At 72.4% G+C, this 20,434-nt stretch carries 17 protein-coding genes; 6 read left to right on the top strand and 11 right to left on the bottom strand.

Annotated elements, in window-relative coordinates; genetic code table 11:
* Positions 1–1,303, bottom strand: a 1,303-nt coding sequence (locus ABD331_RS58030; RefSeq protein WP_344495716.1) for an ATP-binding cassette domain-containing protein, incomplete at its 3' end; no start/stop codon positions are given.
* Positions 1,304–1,386: 83 nt separating this feature from the next.
* Here ABD331_RS58030 and ABD331_RS58025 point away from each other — a divergent pair.
* The 5 genes from ABD331_RS58025 (at position 1,387) to ABD331_RS58005 (ending at position 8,073) form a co-directional block, all read left to right on the top strand.
* The gene (locus ABD331_RS58025; RefSeq protein ID WP_344495714.1) at positions 1,387–3,753 is read left to right on the top strand and encodes a LuxR C-terminal-related transcriptional regulator; all 2,367 of its coding nucleotides are present in this window, start codon (positions 1,387–1,389) and stop codon (positions 3,751–3,753) included.
* 329 nt (positions 3,754–4,082) lie between these two features.
* Positions 4,083–4,856, top strand: a complete 774-nt coding sequence (locus ABD331_RS58020; RefSeq protein ID WP_344495712.1) for an AMP-binding protein — start codon at positions 4,083–4,085, stop codon at positions 4,854–4,856.
* A gap of 161 nt (positions 4,857–5,017) precedes the next feature.
* Positions 5,018–6,286, top strand: coding sequence for an ABC transporter substrate-binding protein (locus tag ABD331_RS58015; protein ID WP_344495710.1), 1,269 nt, complete (start codon positions 5,018–5,020; stop codon positions 6,284–6,286).
* A 48-nt stretch (positions 6,287–6,334) separates the two neighbouring features.
* Positions 6,335–7,216: a carbohydrate ABC transporter permease gene (locus ABD331_RS58010; protein WP_344495708.1), complete on the top strand. Its 882-nt coding sequence runs from the start codon at positions 6,335–6,337 to the stop codon at positions 7,214–7,216.
* The gene (locus ABD331_RS58005; RefSeq protein ID WP_344495706.1) at positions 7,213–8,073 is read left to right on the top strand and encodes a carbohydrate ABC transporter permease; all 861 of its coding nucleotides are present in this window, start codon (positions 7,213–7,215) and stop codon (positions 8,071–8,073) included. Before ABD331_RS58010 ends, ABD331_RS58005 begins: the two co-directional genes overlap by 4 nt.
* 48 nt (positions 8,074–8,121) lie before the next feature.
* On the opposite strand, the gene ABD331_RS58000 is transcribed toward ABD331_RS58005, so the two are convergent.
* The 9 genes from ABD331_RS58000 to ABD331_RS57960 all read right to left on the bottom strand — a co-directional run bounded on the left by ABD331_RS58000 (position 8,122) and on the right by ABD331_RS57960 (position 18,125).
* On the bottom strand, positions 8,122–9,126 hold the full coding sequence (locus ABD331_RS58000) for a 2-hydroxyacid dehydrogenase (RefSeq protein ID WP_344495704.1): 1,005 nt from the start codon (positions 9,124–9,126) through the stop codon (positions 8,122–8,124).
* Complete coding sequence (locus ABD331_RS57995) at positions 9,123–9,917, bottom strand: histidine phosphatase family protein (protein ID WP_344495702.1); 795 nt, start codon at positions 9,915–9,917, stop codon at positions 9,123–9,125. Before ABD331_RS57995 ends, ABD331_RS58000 begins: the two co-directional genes overlap by 4 nt.
* A complete protein-coding gene (locus ABD331_RS57990; RefSeq protein ID WP_344495700.1) occupies positions 9,914–11,431 on the bottom strand; it encodes an FGGY-family carbohydrate kinase in 1,518 nt (505 codons plus the stop codon). Before ABD331_RS57990 ends, ABD331_RS57995 begins: the two co-directional genes overlap by 4 nt.
* Positions 11,428–12,903, bottom strand: coding sequence for an FGGY family carbohydrate kinase (locus tag ABD331_RS57985; RefSeq protein ID WP_344495698.1), 1,476 nt, complete (start codon positions 12,901–12,903; stop codon positions 11,428–11,430). The genes ABD331_RS57990 and ABD331_RS57985 overlap by 4 nt, the downstream gene beginning before the upstream one ends.
* The gene (locus ABD331_RS57980; protein ID WP_344495720.1) at positions 12,903–14,126 is read right to left on the bottom strand and encodes a sugar ABC transporter permease; all 1,224 of its coding nucleotides are present in this window, start codon (positions 14,124–14,126) and stop codon (positions 12,903–12,905) included. Before ABD331_RS57980 ends, ABD331_RS57985 begins: the two co-directional genes overlap by 1 nt.
* Positions 14,127–14,131: 5 nt before the next feature.
* Positions 14,132–14,893, bottom strand: a complete 762-nt coding sequence (locus ABD331_RS57975; protein ID WP_148442279.1) for an ATP-binding cassette domain-containing protein — start codon at positions 14,891–14,893, stop codon at positions 14,132–14,134.
* Positions 14,893–15,978 carry an ABC transporter substrate-binding protein gene (locus tag ABD331_RS57970; protein WP_344495695.1) on the bottom strand — a complete coding sequence of 362 codons (1,086 nt, stop codon included), beginning with the start codon at positions 15,976–15,978 and terminating at the stop codon, positions 14,893–14,895. The genes ABD331_RS57975 and ABD331_RS57970 overlap by 1 nt, the downstream gene beginning before the upstream one ends.
* Before the next feature lie 130 nt (positions 15,979–16,108).
* Positions 16,109–17,074 carry a sugar-binding transcriptional regulator gene (locus ABD331_RS57965; protein ID WP_344495693.1) on the bottom strand — a complete coding sequence of 322 codons (966 nt, stop codon included), beginning with the start codon at positions 17,072–17,074 and terminating at the stop codon, positions 16,109–16,111.
* Positions 17,075–17,156: 82 nt separating this feature from the next.
* Positions 17,157–18,125: a DUF5937 family protein gene (locus ABD331_RS57960; RefSeq protein WP_344495691.1), complete on the bottom strand. Its 969-nt coding sequence runs from the start codon at positions 18,123–18,125 to the stop codon at positions 17,157–17,159.
* Between the two features lie 65 nt (positions 18,126–18,190).
* Between ABD331_RS57960 and ABD331_RS57955 the strand changes: the two genes are divergently transcribed.
* A complete protein-coding gene (locus ABD331_RS57955; protein ID WP_344495689.1) occupies positions 18,191–19,417 on the top strand; it encodes an MFS transporter in 1,227 nt (408 codons plus the stop codon).
* Here ABD331_RS57955 and ABD331_RS57950 read toward each other — a convergent pair.
* Positions 19,371–20,363 (bottom strand): LacI family DNA-binding transcriptional regulator, encoded by a 993-nt coding sequence (locus ABD331_RS57950; RefSeq protein WP_425566288.1) that lies wholly within the window; start codon positions 20,361–20,363, stop codon positions 19,371–19,373. The genes ABD331_RS57955 and ABD331_RS57950 overlap by 47 nt on opposite strands.
* Positions 20,364–20,434: the final 71 nt, after the last annotated feature.

Raw genomic sequence — 20,434 nt, 5'->3', positions numbered from 1 at the left:
CGGTGCCGGAGTCGGGCTCGTACAGGCCGGACAGGATTTTCGCCAGAGTGGTCTTGCCGGAGCCGTTCTCGCCGACGAAGGCGATCACCTCGCCCTGTTTGATCTCGATCGACACCTCGCGCAGGGCCGGATCGGAGGCGCCGGGGTAGGTGAAGGTGAGATCGTCGGCGGTGATGCGCTCGAAGGCGCCGGGCAGCTCGGCGTGGCGGGGAGCGGGGATGCGGCTCTCCGCGTCGGCGCAGAAGTCGAGGAAGTCCGTGAAGTACAGGCCCTCCTCGTAGAGGCGGTTGGTGGCGAACATGAGCTGGCCGAGTGACGACTGCGCCGAGCGGATGGCCAGCACGGCGGTGCCCGCCACCGCCAGGGCGATGGCGCCCACGGCCAGCAGGACGCCGAGCGCCGCGTAGACCAGGGCGGCGCCGAGGCCGCCGAGGGCCTCGCCCGCCAGGCGGGCCAGGGTCTGGCGGCGGGCCAGGCGCAGCATCACGTCCTGCTCGGCCCGCGCCACCGCGTCGTACATGCGCAGCAGGAAGCCGCGCATCGTGAACGCGCGCACCTCGGCGGCCGGCTCGCGCTCCGCCAGGAGCTGGGCGATGATCCACTTGCGGCGGTTGGCCGGGATGAGGGAGTACATGGTCGCGTACTGCATGCGGGCGCTGCGGACCGCGGCCCACGCGTCCGGCACCACCGCCAGCAGGAGGAGCGGCAGCAGGACCGGATGCAGCACCACCAGCACGCCCGCCACGGCGGCGATGCCGACGGCGGCCGTGACCACGTCGATGGTGCAGGTGACCACCGAGTCGGCCATGGCCACCCCGCGCAGCCTCGCGCGTTGCAGCGCGTCGTGGAACTCCGGGTCGTCGTAGGCCACCAGGCTCACCCGGCTGGTCAGGCCGTACAGACGCTCCTCCGTCAGCCGGGTGACCTGCGGGTCGAGGCGCGCCTGCGCCCAGCCCGCGCCGGCCTGCATGGTGGTGCGCAGGACGGCGGCCCCGGCGACGACGGCCAGGCTCGGCAGGGCGGCCATCACCCGGTCGGGGGTGGGGCCCTCGCTGAACAGCGCGGTCAGGACGCCGGTGGTGGCCAGCAGGCCGAACGCGGTGAAAGCGCCGCCGAGCAGGTTGAGCGCGATCGTGGCCAGGGTGTCGCGGGGGCTGGCCCGCCAGGCCATCCGCAGGGCCTGGCCGACGAGCGACGGCAGCTTCCTGGCGATGGTCAGGAAGCCGACCTCCGCCATCTTGTCGGTGTGGGCGTACCACTCGGAGAAGGAGATCTCGCCGAGCTCCAGCGGCTCATCGGCCATGCTGTGAGTGTGCCCACGCGGGCCGGCACTTCTCCACCGAATAACTCTGGGCGCGAAGCGTAGTTAGTGGCACACTCACGGTGATGCAGCGATTCGCGGGCCCCAGCAACCTCCCGGCCGAGTCCAACACGTTCGTGGGCCGGGAGGCCGACGTCGACGAGCTCGTCCACCTGATGCGCGTCTCGCGCGTCGTGACGCTGTGCGGGGCGGGCGGCATCGGCAAGACCCGGCTGGCGCTGCGGCTGGCCTCCAGGCTGGCCATGGTGAACACCGGGGGCGTGTGCGTGTGCGAGCTGGCCGACCTGGAGAAGGGGCAGCTCAGGGGGCAGGTCGCCGCCGCGCTGCGGATCTCGGGCGACCTGGTGGAGACGGTCGGCGACCGGCGCGTGCTGCTGCTGCTCGACAACTGCGAGCCCGTCATCGGCGAGTGCGCCGAGCTCTGCCGCGACCTGCTGCGCTCCTGCCCCGGCGTGACGGTGCTGGCCACCAGCCGGGAGCCGCTGCGGGTGCCGGGCGAGACGGTGTGGCGGGTGCCGCCGCTGTCGGTGAGCGACCCGGGCAACGGTGCGGAGAGCGAGGCGGTGCGGCTGTTCGTGGCCAGGGCCACCGCGGCGCGGCCCGGCTTCGAGCTGACCGGCGAGACGCGCCCGCTGGTCGCGGAGCTGTGCCAGGCGCTCGACGGGCTGCCGCTGGCGATCGAGCTGGCCGCCGCGATGGTGCGGGTGCTGTCGGTGGGGCAGCTCGTGGAGCGGCTGGACGACCGGTTCAGGCTGCTGGCGGGCGGCGCCCGTACGGCTCCCGCCCGGCATCGCACGCTCCGGGCGGCGGTCGACTGGAGCTACCGGCTGCTCAGCCCGCAGGAGCGGCTGCTGCTGCGCCGTACGGCCGCCTTCCGCTCCGCCTGGACGCTCGACCTGGCCGAATGGGTCTGCTCGGGCCCCGGGCTCGCGGAGGAGGAGGTGCTGCCCCGGCTCTGCGACCTGGTCGACAAGTCGCTGGTCGTGCTCGACGGCGAGGTGGCCGGGCACGCGCGGTACCGGCTGCTGGAGACCGTCCGCGAGTACGCGCTGGAGCAGCTCGCCGAGTCGGGCGAGGAGGCCGAGCTGCGCCGCCGCCACCTGACGGCGCTGGCCAGGCTGGCGACCAGGTTCAAGGAGTCGCTGGCGCCAGGGGTGCGCACGTCGTGGCCGGTGGTCCAGCGCTACGTCAACCTCTTCGACGGGCTCAAGGCCGAGGTGAACTCCGCCTGCGACTGGTCGATCGCCATCGGCATGCCCGAGACCGCGCTCACCCTGCTGACCGACATCCGCTTCCTGCTGATCGGCAGCGGGCGCAAGCTCGACTCGACCGAGCGGCTCGACCGGCTGCTCGCCCTCGACGCGCCCCAGGTGCCGCGCGGGCTGCGCGGGCGGGCCACGATCGTCCGCGGCGAGCTGGCGCTGGCCGCCGGCGACTTCGAGCCGGCCCTGCGGCACGTCAGGGCAGGGCTGGAGCTGTGCGCCGCCGCCAAGGACGTCTACGGCGAGGCTCTCGGCACGATCGCGCTGGCCCAGCTCACCGGCGAGCAGGCGGCGATCGACCGGGCGCTCGACACGGCCAGGCAGTCCGGCGACCTGGTCATGGAGTCGCTGGCCCAGGCCACCAGGGCGCGCTACGGCCTGCACCAGGGCCGCCTGAAGGAGGCGCGGCGCGCCTACCAGGAGGTTCTGGCGATCAGCGAGGAGCTCGACAACCACTACGGCCAGACGTTCGGCCACATCGGCCTGGCCCAGGTGGCCAGGAAGACCGGCGACCCCGCCGCCGCCAAGCGGCACTACGAGTCGGGGCTGCGCCTGCTGCGGCACGTGGACGCCAGGCAGCAGATCGTGAGCTGCCTGGCCGGCCTCGGCAGGGTGGCGCTCGACGAGGGCGACCTGACGCAGGCCAGGGCCAGGCTCACCGAGGCGCTGGTGCTCAGCCGCGACGCCGGCCTGCGGGCCGGGATCGCGCGGCGGCTGGAGGCGTGGGCCGCGCTGGTCACCGCCGAGGGCGACCACCGGCGCGCGGTCCTGATGGTGGCGGCGGCGGTGACGCTGGGCGGCCGGCAACCTGACGCCCGCACCGAGGACGTGCTGCGCCCGGCCCGCGAGAGCCTCGGCGAGGCCGTCGTCGGCGTGTTGTGGGCCGAGGGCACGGGGCTCACCGCCGACCAGGCGGTGGCCTGCGCGCTGGAGGGCGACCTGCCGGAGCCGCCGGCCGTGCCGCTCGTGCCGGTCCGCCAGGACAGCAAGCTCACGCCCAGGGAGCAGGAGATCGCCGAGCTGGTCGCCAGGGGGCTGAGCAACCGCGGCATCGCCGACGAGCTGGTCATCAGCCCGGCGACCGTCGCCCGGCACGTGGCCAACATCCTGTCGAAGCTGGGCTTCGCCACGCGTACACAGATCGCCGCTTGGGTGGTCGGCAGCCGCTGAGCCGTCTACACATCGCGCGTACATCGTCGAATGGCCATGTCAGCGCATGTGCGGGAACCCTCTGCACGCCTACCGTTCGTTACGTGATCGACCGCACCGCGCGTACCTCGCCCCTCGCGACGGGGGGCCGCGGCCGATCGATCGGGGACGTCACGCGTCCGTACGGAGCCGGACCTTCTCGGAGGGGTGGGGGTCCGGCTCCGGGGCGCGTGACAGCGGGCTCGAGTCGCGCAGGGCTCGGGCCCGCCCAACCCTCCTGCGGGAATGCACAGCCGCCTACATACATCGGTGGATGCTCGGGCCGCCGCGGCGGTCGTACGTTGACGGGCATGAGACCCACCGCCTCGACCACCGGCACCGTGATTCATGAAGTGTTCCGCCGGGCCTACGAGCGCGGCGACCGTCCCGCCCTCATCGATCTGCGCGGTGGCCTGGTCTACGGCTACCGCAGGCTGGTGACCGAGGTGACCAGGGCGGCCTCCGGGCTGGTGCGCAGGGGCGCCCGGCGTGACCAGGTGGTGGGGGTGCACGTGTCCACGGCGGGCGCGCAGACGCTGGCGGTCCACACGGTGGTGGCCGCCGGCGGGGTGGCGGCGCCGATCGATCCCGCGCTGGGCGCGCACGAGATGGCGGCGTGGCTGCGCGAGTGCGACGCCCGCGTCCTGATCACCACGCCCGATTTGGCGGAGACGGCGATCGTGGCGGCCGAGGAGTCGCGGGTGCGGCAGGTCGTGTCGCTGGGCCCGGCGCTGGACGCGCTCGACTTCCGCTGCCTGCTCACGCTGGAGCCCACCGCGCTGCCCGCGCTCGACGCCAAGCGGCAGCTCGCCGTGCTGCTGGCCGACGGCGCCCGCCTGTCGCACGCCGGACTGCTGGCCAGGATGGCGGAGCTCGACCTGCGGGTCCGGCTGGCGGAGACCGACGTGGTGCTGACGACGTGGCTGCCCGACGGCGGCTGCGGCCTGCTGGCCCTGGTGGGGCTCGGCGTGTCGAAGGGCGCGCTGGTGGTGGCCGCCGACGGCGGCGACCTGGACGGCACCGGCCACGACTTCGGCGTGACGGTCGTGACGGGCCCTGACGGCAGGCTGGAGCGGGTCGGCTGACAGCCGAGTATGCGGAGCTGTTACCGCCCATCCCTTGACGGAGCGCGGCCCGAAGTGGGTTGATAGCCGTTGTTGACAACGTTGTCAAATCACCGCGACTTCGGGGGACTTCGAAGGGATGGTGTGGGATGCGACGGTGGTTAGCGGCCGTATCGATCACGATGGCAAGCGTGCTCGGTCTGGCGGCCTGCGGAGGCGGCGGTGGCGGGACTGCCACCGGCAGCCAGGCGCCCGCGGCGAGCAGCGGCGGGAAGCAGCAGGTTGAGGTCTTCTCCTGGTGGACGGGTCCGGGTGAGGCCGACGGCCTGAAGGCGATGAGAAAGATCTTCGAAGAGCAGAACCCGAACTACACCTTCTTCGACGCGGCGGTGGCCGGCGGCTCAGGCGACAAGGCCAAGGCGCTGCTGCAGTCGAAACTCCAGGCGAACACCCCGCCCGACACCTTCCAGGGCCACGCGGGCGCCGAGCTGCAGGGCTACATCAAGGCCGGCAACCTGGAGGACCTGACCGCCCTCTACGACGAGCTGAAGCTCAAGGACGTCTTCCCGGCCCAGCTCGTCGAGCAGATCAGCGTCGAAGGCAAGATCTACTCCGTGCCGGTGAACATCCACCGCTCCAACGTGCTGTGGTTCAACCCCGCCGTGCTCAAGGAGGCCGGGGTCGCCGCCGCGCCGAAGACGATCGAGGAGTTCCTCGCGGCGCTGGAGAAGGTCAAGGCCAAGGGCAAGATCCCGCTGTCCATCGGGTCGGAGTGGACGGTCACCCACCTCATGGAGAGCGTGCTGCTCGGCACGCTCGGCGCCGACGCCTACAACGCCCTGTTCAAGCCGGGCGCCGACTGGAACAGCGCGCAGGTGGGCGCGGCGCTGACCAACTTCGCCAAGATCATGGAGTACGCGGGCGACCCGCAGGACGACTGGCAGCCCGCGGCCAAGCAGGTGGCCGACGGCCAGGCGGCGTTCAACGTCATGGGCGACTGGGCGTACGGCTACTTCCACAACCCGCCGGAGGGCGGCCTGGGCAAGAAGTCGAAGACGGACTTCGACTGGGCGCCCGCGCCCGGCACCGAGGGCACCTACCTGTGGCTGTCCGACAGCTTCACCCTGCCCAAGGGCGCCAAGAACCGTGACGGCGCGCTGGCCTGGCTGAAGGTCGCGGCCAGCAAGGAGGGCCAGGACGCCTTCAACCCGATGAAGGGCTCCATCCCCGCCCGCAAGGACGCCGACCAGTCGCTCTACACCGACTACCTGGCCGACGCGCTGAAGGACTGGTCGGGCGACAAGCTCGCCGGGTCCATCCAGCACGGCGTGGCGGTGAACCAGCCGTGGCTGGCCGCGATCAACGAGGCGGTCGGGCTCTACATCGGCAGCAAGGACGTCAAGGCGCTGCAGCAGGGGCTGGCCGACGCGGCCACGGCCAACGCCCAGTAATCCATCAGACGGGGGGCGGCCGCGGCCGTCCCCCGGGAGGGAAAGCTTGTGAGGCGGGCACGTACGTGGCTGCCCGGACTGCTCCTCGTCACGCCGTCGATCATCCTGATCGGCGTCTTCGTGTACGGCATGCTCGGCTGGAACTTCCGGGTCGCCATGACCGACCAGCACGACGCGGTGTCCGAGGGACGGTTCGTGGGGCTGCAGAACTTCATCGACATCTGGGACCTGCCGCGATGGCACCTCTCGGTGAGCCACGCGATCATGTTCACGCTCGTGTTCGTGCTGGGCGCCGCGGCGCTGGGCTGGCTCCTGGCGTTCCTGATGGAGAAGGGGATCAGGGGCGAGGGCACGTTCCGGGCGATCTACCTGTTCCCGATGGCCATCTCGTTCGTGGCGACCGGCATCGTGTGGCGGTGGCTGATGAACTCGGGCACGGGGGAGCGGGCGGTCGGGCTGAACCGGCTCTTCGACTGGATCGGGCTGCCACAGTGGCAGTGGTTCCGTGACCAGGACTGGGGCATGGCGGCGATGGCGCTCCCGGCCATCTGGCAGATGTCCGGATATGTCATGGCACTCTTCCTGGCGGGCTTCCGCGGGGTGCCCGAGGAACTGCGGGAGGCCGCCCGGGTCGACGGCTGCACCGAATGGGGCGTCTACCGGCACGTGGTGCTGCCGCTGCTGCGGCCGGTCACGCTGTCCGCGCTGATCATCCTGGGGCACATCTCGCTCAAGGTGTTCGACCTGATCGTGGCGGTGTCCGGCAAGCAGATCATCACCGACGTGCCGGCGGTGTTCATGTGGGTGGCGGTGTTCGACTCCAACGACCCGGCCAAGGGGGCCACGATCGCGTCGTACATCGTGCTCAGCGTGGCGATCTTCGTGGTTCCGTACCTGATCTGGTCGGTGCGTAAGGAGAGGCGCTCATGACGGCGGTCGCCGGGCGCAGGGCGACGGTCTCCGGATGGGCCAGGCTCGGGCTGCTCGTGCTGTTCGTGGTGGTCTTCCTGATCCCCATCTACGTCCTGCTCGTCACCAGCTTCAAACCGCTCACCGAGGCCGACCCGAGCCAGGCCTGGAACCTCCCGCGGACGTGGACCACCGAGGCGTGGCAGGTGGCGTGGGAGAAGCTCGCCCCCGGCCTGTGGAACAGCGTGCTGCTCGCCGTCCCCGGGTCGCTGCTGTCGTGCGCGCTGGGCTCCATGAACGGGTACGTGCTGTCCAAGTGGCGCTTCCCCGGGGCCGACGTGCTGTTCACGCTGTTCCTGTTCGGGATGTTCATCCCGTACCAGGGGGTGATGATCCCGCTGGTCCAGCTCCTCGTGTCGGTCGACCGGTTCGCCGGGCTGCAGGGGGTGTTCTACGGCGGCATCCCCGGGCTGGTGCTCGCGCACGTGGTGTACGGCATCCCGATCTGCACGCTGATCTTCCGCAACTACTACGTGACGATCCCCGACGAGCTGATCGAGGCGTCACGGGTGGACGGGGCCGGGATGTTGCGGGCGTACTGGTCGGTGGTGCTGCCCGTGTCGGGGCCCGCCATCGCCGTGGTGATCATCTGGCAGTTCACCTCGCTCTGGAACGACTTCCTGTTCGCCGTCTTCCTCACCGGGCCGACGAGCTGGCCCACGACCGTGATGCTGAACAACATCGCGGGCGCGCAGGCCACCCCGTACAGCCAGCAGATGGCGGCGGCCATCCTGGCGTCCGTCCCGACGATGGTGATCTACGTCCTGCTGGGGCGGTTCTTCATGCGCGGGCTGATGGCGGGGGCGCTCAAGGGGTAACGCTCAGGGGGCGCGCTCGCTCAAGGGGCCGCGCCGGCGAGGGCGCGCTCAAGGGGTCGCCACGTGTGCCAGGGGCTCGCCGCGCACGTAGCGGGCCACGTCGGCGGCCACGATCGTGGCCGCCTTCATCGCCGTCTCCTTGCTCGCGCCCGCCAGGTGCGGGGTCATCACCAGGTTCGGCGTCGTGAGCAGCCGGGAGCCCGGCGGGATGGGCTCCTCGGGGAAGACGTCCATCGCGGCGCCGAACAACTGGCCCGAGTCGAGCGCGTCGCACACGGCGTCGTAGTCGAGCAGCGCGCCCCTGGCACAGTTGACCAGCACGGAACCCCTCGGCATGGCGGCGATCTCGGCCGCGCCGATCAGCCCGGCGGTCTCCGCCGTGGCGCGGGCGTGCAGGGAGACGAACAGCGAACGTTCGAGCAGCTCGGGCAGCTCGACCTTGTTGGGCACGTCCACGTACGGGTCGTGCACCAGCACCTCAGCCCCGAACCCTGCCACCATGCGAGCCACCCGCCGCCCGATCGCGCCGTAACCGATCAGACCGACCGTGTTGCCCTCCAGCTCGGGGCCCACGCTGTCGTAGGTGTAGTAGTCGCCGCGCCACACGCCCGCCGCCAGATCGGCGTGCGTCTGCGGGATCCTGCGGGTGGCCGCCAGCAGCATCGCGAGCGTGTGCTCGGCGGTCGCCACCGCGTTACGGCCCGGCGCGAACGTCACCGCCACCCCGGCCCGCGCGGCGGCCTCCAGGTTGGCGTTGACGGGGCCGCCCCTGCTCACGCAGAACAGCCGCAGATCCGGCGAGGCGTCCAGGACGCGCTTGGTCAGCGGCGCCATCTGCGTCACGCACACCTCCACCCCGCGCAACGCCTCGATCAGCTCCTCCTCCACGTCAGAGGCCTCATCCACCTCGCCCACCCGGCCGAACGGCACCACCGGCCACGGCAACGTCAGCTCGCGGATGTCCACCTCTCCCGGGACCGCGTGCCGGATCGCGTCGATGAGCAGGCGGTTCTGGACGAAATGGTCACCGGCGGCAAGGACTCGGATGGTCAACGAACGGCTCCAATCGGGGAGTTGTACTGCAGCAGCGCCACCTGGCCGTCGCGCACGCGCAGCTCGGTCAGCGCACAGTTGTCCAGGCGCGGGAACAGCCGCCGGTACTCGCCCAGCGGCACCCCGATCAGGCGGCACAGGGCCAGCCTGATCGCGGTCGTGTGCGCCACCACCAGCACCCGGCCGCCGGGGCTGTGCGCGGCCGCGATGTCCCGCAGCGCGGCGACGAAACGCTCGGCCGCCTCGTGCGGGTTCTCGCCGCCTGGCAGGGGGTTGGCGGCGGGGTCTTCTTCGAACGCGGCTCGGGCCTCGGGGAAGAGGGCCTTCATCTCGGCCGAGGTGAGACCGTCGCCCTGGCCGAAGTCCAGCTCCCGCAACCGCTCATCAACCCGCACCACCAACCCCGACCCAGCCGCACCTGCCTCGGCACCGGTGGCATCGGCCGCGTCGGGCGCGCCCGCCATCGCACCGGCGGCACCAGCGGCGCCGGCGGGGCGAGTGGCGTTGGTGGCGTCGGTCGTGCTCGCCTCCGCGCCACGCGAGCCGGGCTCGGCGGTGGCGCTCGGGCCGGGGTGGGGGGTGATGTTGGTGGCGGCGGTTTCGGCGGTGGTGCGGGCGCGGGTGAGTGGGGAGGACCAGACCGCCTCCAGGCCGGCCTGGGCCGCCCAGGCGGCGAGCTGGGCCGCCTGGGCGTGGCCGCGAGGGGTCAGCTCGACGTCGGTGAGCCCCGCGTAGCGGTTCTCGGCGTGCCAGACGGTCTCGCCGTGGCGGACGAGCACGAGGTCGGTCATCGGTCGGTGGTCCTCTCGCGGGCGTGTGCGGCGGCCGTCGCGTCGAGCCAGCCGCGCCGTTCCAGCTCGGCCACGAACCGCAGGTACGGCTCGCGCAGGCGGCCCCCCGACGGCTCGACGACGGCCCTGGTCCTGATCATGCTGGCCGGGTCGCCGCCCGCCAGGACGGCCATGCCCAGCGCGGGTTCGGCGTTCTCGCGCAGCGTCACCGGGCGTTCCAGGACGTCGGCCCTGAGTTGCGTCCAGTAGGCGCTCTTCGTTGCGCCGCCGGTGAGCACGATCTCGCCGTCCACGGGGGCGCCGAGGAGGTCGAGGTAGTCGAAGCAGAGGCGTTCGACGAAGGCCGCGCCGAGCAGGATGGCGGCGTACCGTTCGACGTCGTCGGCGGGTCGGCCGAGGGTGAAGGTCTCGGCGTCGGGGGCGGCGAAGGGAAAGCGTTCGCCGCGCGACACGAGCGGGTAGGTGACGGCGGGCGACAGGCCGCGGGTCGCCGCCTCGGCGCTCAGCCCGTCGGGGCTGCGGGTGGCAGCCGCGTCGAGGTGGCGGGCGGCTGCCCCGGCGGTGAGCGCGTTGAGGCCGCGGGTGGCCGCTTCGGCGCTGAGGGCGTTGAGGTCGCGGCCCGGGAGGTCGCGGGTGAGTGCGCCCGCGCCCGTGCTGGAGGCGCCGCCCGGCAGCCAGGAGCCGTCCGGGGCGCGGTGCGAGTACACCACGCCCAACGGGTCGTGGATCAGCTCCTTCGTCACGCCCTTGAGCACCAGCGTGGTGCCCAGCACCGAGTTCCAGCTTCCGGGCCGGAGGGCGCCGGCCCCGAGCTGGGCCGCGCAGCCGTCCGTGGTGCCGGCGATCACCGGGGTGCCGGCCGGGAGGCCGGTCTCCTCGGCCGCCGCCGCGCACACGGCGCCGAGGCGGGTGCCCGGCCGTACGACGTCGGGCAGGATCTCGCGGGGCACGCGCAGGGTGTCGAAGACGTCCAGCGGCCAGCGTTCCTCGATGAGGTCCACGCCGGTCTTGAGCGCGTTGCTCAGGTCGGTGGCCACGGCGTGCCCGGTGAGGCGACGGTTGACGAAGTCGTTCTGGTGGGTGAGCCGCACGCCGGCGGGGGCGTCGCGGAGCAGCCAGAGCAGCTTGGGCAGGGCCCAGTTGGGCTGCATGCGCCGGTAGCCGAGCCGGTCCCAGACCTGGCCGCCCGCCTCGTTGGCGAGGGTGGCGTCGGCGCGGCGGTCGTCGTACATGAGGGCGGGCGTGACGGGGCGGCCTGAGGCGTCCGTGAGCAGGATCGTTCCAGACGTCGCGGCCACCGCGACGCCCTCGACGGGCGCGCGGACGGCGCTCATTGCCTCGCGGGTGGCGGCGGCGAGCCCGCGCCACCACTGCTCGGGGTCCTGCTCGTGCCGGGGCCCGTCGCGGTGGCTGGTCAGCGGGCGGCTGCCGGTGCCGAGCACCCGGCCGTCGCCCGCGACGGCCATCGCGCGCACGCTCTGGGTGCCGAGGTCGATGCCGATCCACACGCTCATGAACGGCTCCGCAGTTCGCCCAGCAGCGGCCAGCTCCGCGCGGTGTCGCCGCGCAGCGCGAGGAAGTCGGCGAAGAGCCGGTCGTAGAGGTCGCGGCGGCCGGGGTCTGGTTCGACGGCGTCGCGCAGCCGTACGTGCTCGCCCGCGGCGGCGGCCACGGACGGCGCGGCACCGGTGGCTGCCAGGCCCACCAGGTACGCGCCCCGCGCCCCCACCTCGGCGTCGGCCGAGCGCCGCACCGGCAGCCCGGTGACGTCGGCGATCAGCCCGAGCCAGGTGGCGTTGGCCGAGCCGCCTCCGCAGACGCGCAGCTCGGTCGGGGTGGCGCCGGTGGCGGCGAGGCAGTCGCGGATGACCATGGTGAGCCCTTCGAGCGCGGCCCTGGCCACGTCGGAGCGGTCGTGCTCGAACGACATGCCCAGCAGCGCCCCTCTGGCCAGCGGGTCGGAGAACGGGGCCCGCTCGCCGGCGGGCGACAGGTACGGCAGGAACGTCAGCCCGCCCGCCCCCGGCCGGCTCTGCATCGCCAGCTCGCCCAGCTCGGCGGGCTGCGACAGCCCGAGCAGCCGGCACGTCCACTGCACGACCTCGGTCCCGGCGAACGTCGGGAACGCCCGCAGGTAGCCGCCGGGCAGCGCGATCGTGATGCCGATCGGCTCGCCCTCCAGGTCGGGGGAGCCGACGACGACCTCGGTGCAGAGCGTCGTGCCGAGGATGCCGCACGCCTGCCCCGGCGTCACGGCTCCGGCGCCCAGCGCGGTCGAGGCGATGTCGTACGGGGCCATCACGACGGGCGTGCCGGCGGGCAGCCCGAGCGCGGCGGCGGCGCCGGCGGTCAGCCCGGCGACGGGGCAGGGGCGGATCTGGGGGAGCAGCCGCTCGGCCCAGCCCAGCCCGAACAGGGCGAGCAGCTCGGGTGAGTACGCCCGCTCGCGCAGGTCCATGAACGGCGCGGACGCGTCGGACTCGTCGGCCACCAGCTCGCCGGTCATCCGGGAGAAGATCCACCCGCCGCAGGTCAGCATGGTGCTCGACCGGGTCAGCCGCCCGGGGTCTTGCTCGCGCAGCCAGGTGAGCACGGCGTGCGGCAGCCCGGACGCGGCGGAGGAGCCGTTGGTCCTGAACGCCTCGGCGGCCAGCCCGTCGCGGGTCCACCGGTCCACGATCGAGGCGGCCCTGGCGTCGTTCCAGAGGATGGCGGGGCCGGTGGGCTCGCCGTCGGCGTCCACCAGCCAGCAGCCGTCGCCCTGGGCGGTGATCGCCACGAAGTCGGCCCCGCCGACCTGGCCGGCGACCTCGCGCACGGTGGCCGCGACGGCGTCCCAGACGGCGTGCATGTCCTGCTCGGCGTGGCCGGGCGCGGGCCTGGACACGACGGTCTCGCGCCGCGACACGGCCGCTTCGGCGCCGGAGGAGTCGTACCCGACGGCCTTGATGACCGTGGTGCCCGCGTCCACGCAGATGATCGCCATCAGGCCCTGCCGTGGGAGGTCCTGGACCGGCGCGATACGGAGTCGACGATGACGGCGAGCAGCAGCACCGCCCCGGTGACCACGAACCGGATCGAGGAGTCGAGGTTGAGCAGGGTCAGCCCGCTGGAGATGGACTGGATGACGATGATGCCGAGCAGCGCGCCGAACGCGGTGCCGCGCCCGCCGAACAGGCTCGTGCCGCCGATGACGGCCGCCGCGATGGCGTTGAGGTTGACGTCGCCCGAGCCGCTGCTCTGGTTGGCCGCCGCGAGCCTGGCCGCGGCCAGGATGCCGCCGACCGCGGCGAACGTCGAGCAGAGCACGAACACAGAGGTGTAGATCGCCCTGACGTTGATGCCCGCCCGGCGCGCGGCCTCCACGTTGCCGCCCACGGCGTAGACGGCGCGGCCCCACTTCGTCCGCGACAGCAGGTAGTGCATGATCAGCACCAGCGCCACGAAGAAGACGAACATCCAGCCCACGCCGCGCGTCTGCCCGAGGTACCAGACCACGAACGCGAGCACCGCCAGCAGCGCCACGCTCCTGACGGCCAGCGTGGAGACGCTCCTGGCCGACAGCCCGGCCCTGCGCCGCTCCTGGGCGTGCAGGTAGCCGCTGGCGAACAGCCAGACGGCCGCGATCACCGCGAACGTGTACGACAGCCAGGCCGGTACGAAGTCGAGCTGGGCGAAGTTCACCAGCCCCGAGTCGAACGGCAGGTTGATCGAGCCCTTGGTACCCAGCACGTAGAGCTGGAGCCCGAGGAAGGCCAGCAGCCCGGCCAGCGTGATCACGAAGCTCGGCACGCCGAACCGGTTGAAGAGCTGCCCGTACAGCCAGCCGATGACCGCGCCCATGAGCACCGCCGCTGCGATGGCGAGCCAGACCGGCAGCCCCTGGCCGACGAACAGCACCGCCAGCACCGCCCCCGACAGGCCGCTGACGGAGCCGACGGACAGGTCGATCTGGCCGACCAGCAGCACGCACACGATGCCGAGCGCGATCACGCCGACGGCGGCGGACTCCAGGGTGAGGTTCACCAGGTTCGCGCTGGACAGGAAGATCGGGTTCAGGATCTGGAACACCGACCAGATGACGATGAGCCCCACCACGACCGGGATGACGCCCAGGTCGCCGCCGCGGGCCCGCTCGACCACGTCGGCCAGCGCGCCGCGCAGCCCTTCCCGGTTGCGGAGCCGCTCGTCCTGGCGGTCCGTGGCCATGGTCGTCACGACTGCTGTCCCCTCTGAGCTCGCCGGGACACCACGTTGTCGGTGGCGCCCGTGATGGCGGCGATGATGTCCTCGGCGGAGACGCTGTCCACCTCGAACACCCCGTTGTTGCGGCCGAGCCGCAGCACCGCGACGGTGTCGGCGACGGCCTTCACGTCCGCCATGTTGTGGCTGATCATGATGACGCCCAGGCCGTTCTCGCGCAGCCGCTCGACCAGGTTGAGCACCTCGGCCGTCTGGGCCACGCCGAGTGCGGCGGTGGGCTCGTCCAGGATGATGACCTTCGGGTCGCCGAGCAGCGACCTGGCGATGGCCACCGTCTGCCGCTGGCCGCCCGACAGCGCCGCGACCGGCACCCGCACGCTCGGGATCTTGGCGGAGAGCTGGCGGAGCAGCTCCCACGAGCGGGTCTCCATGGCCACGTCGTTCAGGCGCAGCGGGCGGATCTCCTGGCCGAGGAAGAGGTTCTGGATCACGTTGAGGTTCTCGCAGAGCGCCAGGTCCTGGAAGACGGTGGCGATGCCGAGCCGGTGGGCGGCGGCCGGGGTGGGGATGTCCACCTCGCGGCCCTCGAACGTGATCGTGCCGCCGTCCGGCGGATGCACCCCGGAGAGGATCTTGACCAGCGTCGACTTGCCCGCGCCGTTGTCGCCCACGACGGCGACGACCTGGCCGGCCGCGACGTCGAGCTCGATGTCGGTGAGCGCGGCCACGGCGCCGAAGGTCTTGCTGATCCCGCGCAGGGACAGAACGCTCATCACTGGATCCCGAGGTCCGCGCAGCCCTTGGCGTACTCGCCTGTGCAGACGTCGGCGGCCTTCATGATCCCGCTGTCGAACAGCACTTCCTTGATGTTCTCCTTGGTCACGACCGTGGGCACGAACAGCTCGGACGGCGTCTCGTAGAGGGTCGTCTTGCCCGCCGGCTTCTTGCCCTGGATGAACTCCCAGGCGGCGTTCGCCGACGCCTCCGCCACGATCTTGATGGGCTTGGAGATGGTGTTGTACTGGTCGCCCGCGATGATGCGCTGGGCGGCGGCCACCTCGGCGTCGTTGCCGGTGACCGGCGGCACCTTCACGCCCGCGGCCTTGAACGCGGCGATCGAGCCGCCGCCGGTGCCGTCGTTGGCGGCGACCACGCCGACGATCTGGTCCTTGAACTGGGTGATCTGGCCGCTGACCCACGTCTGCGCCTTCTCCGGCTGCCAGTCGGGGGTGTCGTACTCGGCCAGCAGCTTGAAGCCGCTCGGGTCGACCGCGCTGTGGATGCCCTTCTTGATGAGCTGCGCGGCGGCGTCCGTGGGCGAGCCGTTGACCTGGAGGATGCCGCCCTCGGCCTTCTCGGCCTTGAGGTGGTCGACCAGCGACTGCGCGATCATGGAGCCGATCTTCTCGTTGTCGAACGAGATGTAGTAGTCGGCCGGCGTGGCCGGGATCGGCCGGTCGTAGGCGATGATCGGGACCTGCTGCGACTGCGCGGACTTGACGATGGTGGCCGCCGCGGCGGAGTCGACCGGGTCGATCACGATGGCCTTGACGCCCTGCGCGAGCGCGGAGTTGGCCTGTTGCTGCTGCTTGGCGGCGTCGGAGTCGGCGTTCTGGTAGATGACCTCACAGGTCGGGCAGAGCTGCTTCATCTTGGCCTCGAACAGCGGCTTGTCCTGCAGCTCGTACCTGGTCGAGGCCAGGTCGGGCATGAGGAAGGCAACCTTGCCGCCCTCGCCGCCGGTGCCCCCGGTCGCGCCTGCGCCGGCGTCCGAGCCTGAGCCGCAGGCCGCCAGCATCGAGCCTGCGAGCACTGCCACTGCGGCGAACGCGGAGGTCCGCATCTGAGCTCTGTTCACGGGTTGTTTCCTCACTTACGCCGGGTTGAACGCACCTGCCCCCGACACAGGGAACGCCTTCACTGCGGCGCACACCCTGTGGTGCGGCTCACGTTAGCGCGCGGTCAGAAACTTTGTCCAGCAAAAGTGTTCAGAGCTGGTGAGCGGCTGCCAGGAGACCCTCCGCCGTCGGCGTGTCCGTGACGAGCTGGTTGAAGTAGCCGCCCTTGGCCCCGGCCACGATCGAGAGCACCTTCTCCGCGCCGACCGCGACGGCGATCGTGTGCGGGATGCGGCGCAGTTCCTCAGGCTTGGCGGCCACCAGGCGCTCGCTGCCCGGGTACGTGACGGGCGCGCCGTCGCGGTCGTAGGTCCGCATGCACACGTCACCCACCGCCTGGCGCAGGCCCTCGGCGTCGCGGGGCATCAGCGAGGGCACCATCTGCCTGGTCAGCGGGGGTGAGCCGACGCCGACGACGGCGCACTTGGCGTGCGCCCACAGGTCCATCACGCGGCGCACGGACGGCTCGTGCTGCAACGAGTAGAACAGCTCGGGGCCCGGCAGCGCGGGCGCGTAGAGGTAGGCGGGCACGCCGCCGACGCGCTCGGCCAGGATGCGGGTGGTCTCGTTGGTCTGGAACCAGGGCTGCGGCTCCTCCTGGCCGCCCACCGCCGGGGCGATCGTGACGCCCGGGTAGTGGCCGAGGCCCTCGCGGGCGCACTCGTACACCGTGGTGCCCGAGGAGACCAGCACCACGTCACCCGACTCCAGGCCGACGGCGGCCAGCGCGCGGGTCACCCCGGGGGCCAGCCACGGGCCCAGCGCGGGGCCGCTGACCTTGGGCACCAGGTGCACCCGATCGAGGCCGAGCGCCTGCGCCACCTCGGCGGCCAGCGGGCCGTCGCCGAGCGCGGCGGGGCGGTGCACCTTGATCTCGACGATGCCCTGCTTGCGGGCCTCGGTGAGCAGCCGGCTCACGGTCGCCCTGCTGACGCCCAGACGTTTGGCGATGTCGCCCTGGGTGGCGTCCTCCAGGTAGTACTGCTGGGCCGCCGCGTACATCAGCTCGTGGGGGAATCTGGCCTGAGCCTCGGGGACGGCGTCGGCGGCATTCATGCGCGCGCTCCATGGGGATCCGTGAACAGATTTGCAGAACTGATGCGCAACCACTATAGCTTTGTGCTTACCGGAGCACAGGCTAGCCGTTGACCAACGCATCACCGAGAGGGGTGCGCGCGTACAGCACGCTGCGGCCCGTGCGGGTGCCCGCGATCAGGCCCGTCCTGCGCAGCGCGGCGATGTGCCCGCCCGCGGTGCCCACGCTCTGCCCGAGCAGGGCGGCGAGCTGGGTGGTGCTGGCGGGCTCGGACAACTCGGCCAGGATGCGGGCCCGGCTGCGCCCGATCAGCGAGGCCAGGTCCCGCGGCGGCGGGGCGGGCGCGGCCGCGATGCCCCTGGCCGGATAGACCATCGCGTACGGCCAGTCGTCCTCCAGATAGGTGCCGATCGTCTCCATGAACGCCGAGGGCACGAAGAGCAGCCCCTTGCCGCCGAGCCGGTGGTCCCCCGACGAGGTCATCTCGATCTCGATCCGGCCGCCGGCCCGCCAGTGCACCTTCGGGCTGAGGTCCTCCAGCGCCGCCTGCCAGCCGTACGCGGCCAGCCGCCCGGCCCGGTAAGCCACGTCCCGCTGCAGGACCGCACGCAAGCGCGGCCAGTCGTGCGCGAGGATCTCCGTCCACAGCGCCTCGTACGCGTCCGCGAACCGCGTCACCACCCCCGGCGCCAGCAGCAGCTCCCTGACCCAGCGCGTCACCGGGGGTCGCTTGGCCAGCACCCGCTCGATCTCCGCCCGCGCCTGCGCCGGCGGGGTCGCCCGCATGGCCGCCAGCTCCGCCTCGAACGGCACGTCCACCGCGGTCGGCGGGGGCGCGATGAAGTCCACGTTCGCGTCGCCCCTGTTGCCGCTGACCGCGCCGGCGGCCCGCAGCACGGGGTGCCGCCGCATCAGCTCCCTGTGGGTCTCGCGCCATCGGGCCACCCACGGGCCGTGGGCGCCCGCCCGGTAGCGGCCCGCCAGCACCCACTGCGCGTGCATGGTCTCGATCAAGGGGGAGATCGCGAACCTGCTCGCCATCAGATCCTGCGGCACGACTTCGATCGTCACCAGCACCTTTCGGTTATATCCGAAGAAGTCGCTCCGGCGGGAGGGGTGGCCCGAGCATCGGGGACGTGAAGGGTGCGACGTTCGGCGAGGTGTTCGCCGTCAAGGAGTTCCGCGTTCTGTTCGCCGGCTTCGTGCTGCTGATCGTCGGCGACTCGATCAAGATGCTGGCGCTGTCGGTGCTGGTCTTCGAGCGGACCGGGTCGCCAGGGCTGTCCGCCGCGGCGTACATGGCCGGGTGGCTGCCGTTCATCGTGGGCGGGCTGTTCCTGCTCTCCCTGGCCGACCGGGTGCCCGCGCGGGCGCTCATGGTGGCGGGCGAGTTGATCAGGGCGCTCACCTGCGCGCTGCTCGCCTGGGCCGGGATGCCCGTGTGGGCGATGCTGGCGCTCGTCATCGGCACGGGGCTGCTCTCGCCGGTGTTCTTCGCGGCGCGCGCCGCCATGCTGCCCGAGGTGCTGCCGGGGGACGCGTTCGTGCTGGGACGGTCGGTGCTCAACGTCGCCTCGGCCGGCGGGCAGATACTCGGGCTGGCGGTCGGCGGCGCGTTCCTGGCCTTCGCCGGGCCGTCCGGGGCCCTCGGGGTGACGGCCGGGCTGTCCGTGCTGGGAGCCGTGGTGCTGCGGGCCGGGCTGCCCTTCACCCAGGCCCGGGGTGCGGGGCAGCGGGGCGCGGTGCGGCAGACCCTGCGGGTCAACCGGCGGCTGCTGGCCGATGGGCGGGTGCGCGGGCTGCTGCTGGCCGGGTGGCTGCCGCCCGTCTGCCTGGCGGGGGCCGAGGCGATGGTGGTGCCCTACCTCGGCGGGCAGGGGCAGGCGGGAGTCGTGCTCGCGGCGGCGGCCGGGGGAATGGCGGTGGGGGAGTTCGCGGTCGGGCGGTTCGTGACGCCCGGCGGGCGGGAACGGCTGTCGTTGCCGCTGGCCGTGTTGCTGGGGGTGCCGTGGCTGGGGTTCGCCCTCGCTCCCGGGGTGGGGTGGGCGGCGGTGCTCGCGGCGCTGGCCACGGCGGGGCTGGCTTACCAGCTCGGGTTGCAGCGGCGGTTCGTGGACGTGGTGCCGGAGGAGGTGCGGGGGCAGGCGTTCGGGTTGCAGTCGGCCGGGCTCATGACGGGGCAGGCGGCGGGGGCGGCGCTGGTCGGGGGGCTGGGGGAAGTGGTCGGGCCGGGGGAGGCGATCGCCGTGTCGGGGGCGATGGGGGTTGTGGTGGCGGTCGCGCTGGCTCGCGTGCTGCGGCCCGCGCGCGTGATCTCTACCTCTGGTCTTCCGGGGCGAGTTCGCCCGAGCCGCGCGGAATGAGCCGTACGGGCAGTTCGATGTGCTCGGACGGGCCGCCGTCACCGCGCAGGCGGCGGAACAGCAGCTCGGCCGAGACCCGCCCCATCCACGACGGATCCTGCGCCACCACGCTCACCCCCGGCCGCAGCAGGTCGGCGAGCTCGAAGTCGTCGAACCCGACCAGCGCCACCCGCCGCCCCTCCAGCGCCCGCAGGGTGGTGACGGTGTGCCGCCCGTTCCCGGTGAACAGCGCCGTCGGCGGATCGTCCAGCGCGAACATCCGCGCCAGCTCCTCACGCGCGGCGTCGAGCCCAGGCGGCCGCATCGACACCAGCCGCCCGTCGAAGAGCCCGCCCAGCTCCTCCCGGTAGCCGCGCAGCCGCTGGGCGGCCGTGAAGATGGCCGGGTCGTCGCCGAGCATGGCGATCCGGCGGTGGCCGTGCGTCATGAGGTGCCGGACCGCCTGCCTGGCCCCGCCCACGTTGTCGGTGAGCACGGTGTCCGCGTCGATGCCCGCGCCGGGCGGCCGGTCGGCGAACACCGCCGGGGTGCCCGCCTCCAGCTCGGGCCGCAGGTACGTGTGGTCGTCGCCCGCCGGAACCAGGATGAGCCCGTCCACGCGCCGCGCGCAGAACGTCTCGACCAGCTCCCGCTCCCTGCCCGGCTCCTCCCCGGACGAGCCGCTGAGCAGCAGGCAGCCGTGGTCGATGACGACGTCCTCGACGGCCCGGCTCAGGCCCGAGTAGAACGGGTCGGCGACGTCCTCGATCACCAGCCCGATCGTGGCGGTCCTGCCTCTGCGCAGCACCCGGGCGCTCTCGTTGCGGCTGTATCCCAGCCGGTCGATGGCCGCGCGCACCCGCTCGGCGGTGGCGGGGTGCACGCCGGGCTCGCCGTTCACGACGCGCGAGACGGTCTTGAGCGCCACGCCCGCCGCCGAGGCGACGTCCTTCATCGTCGGTCTCACGCCTGGATCATTTCTCATGCGGGAGGGGCAGACAACGTTGTCAAGGGCCTGTGCGAGAGTGGTCCCCTATG

The sequence above is a fragment of the Nonomuraea monospora genome (assembly GCF_039531895.1).
Classification (GTDB): domain Bacteria; phylum Actinomycetota; class Actinomycetes; order Streptosporangiales; family Streptosporangiaceae; genus Nonomuraea; species Nonomuraea monospora.
The sequence above is the reverse complement of the archived record's forward strand: the minus strand, read 5'-3'. Positions and strand labels throughout refer to the sequence as shown.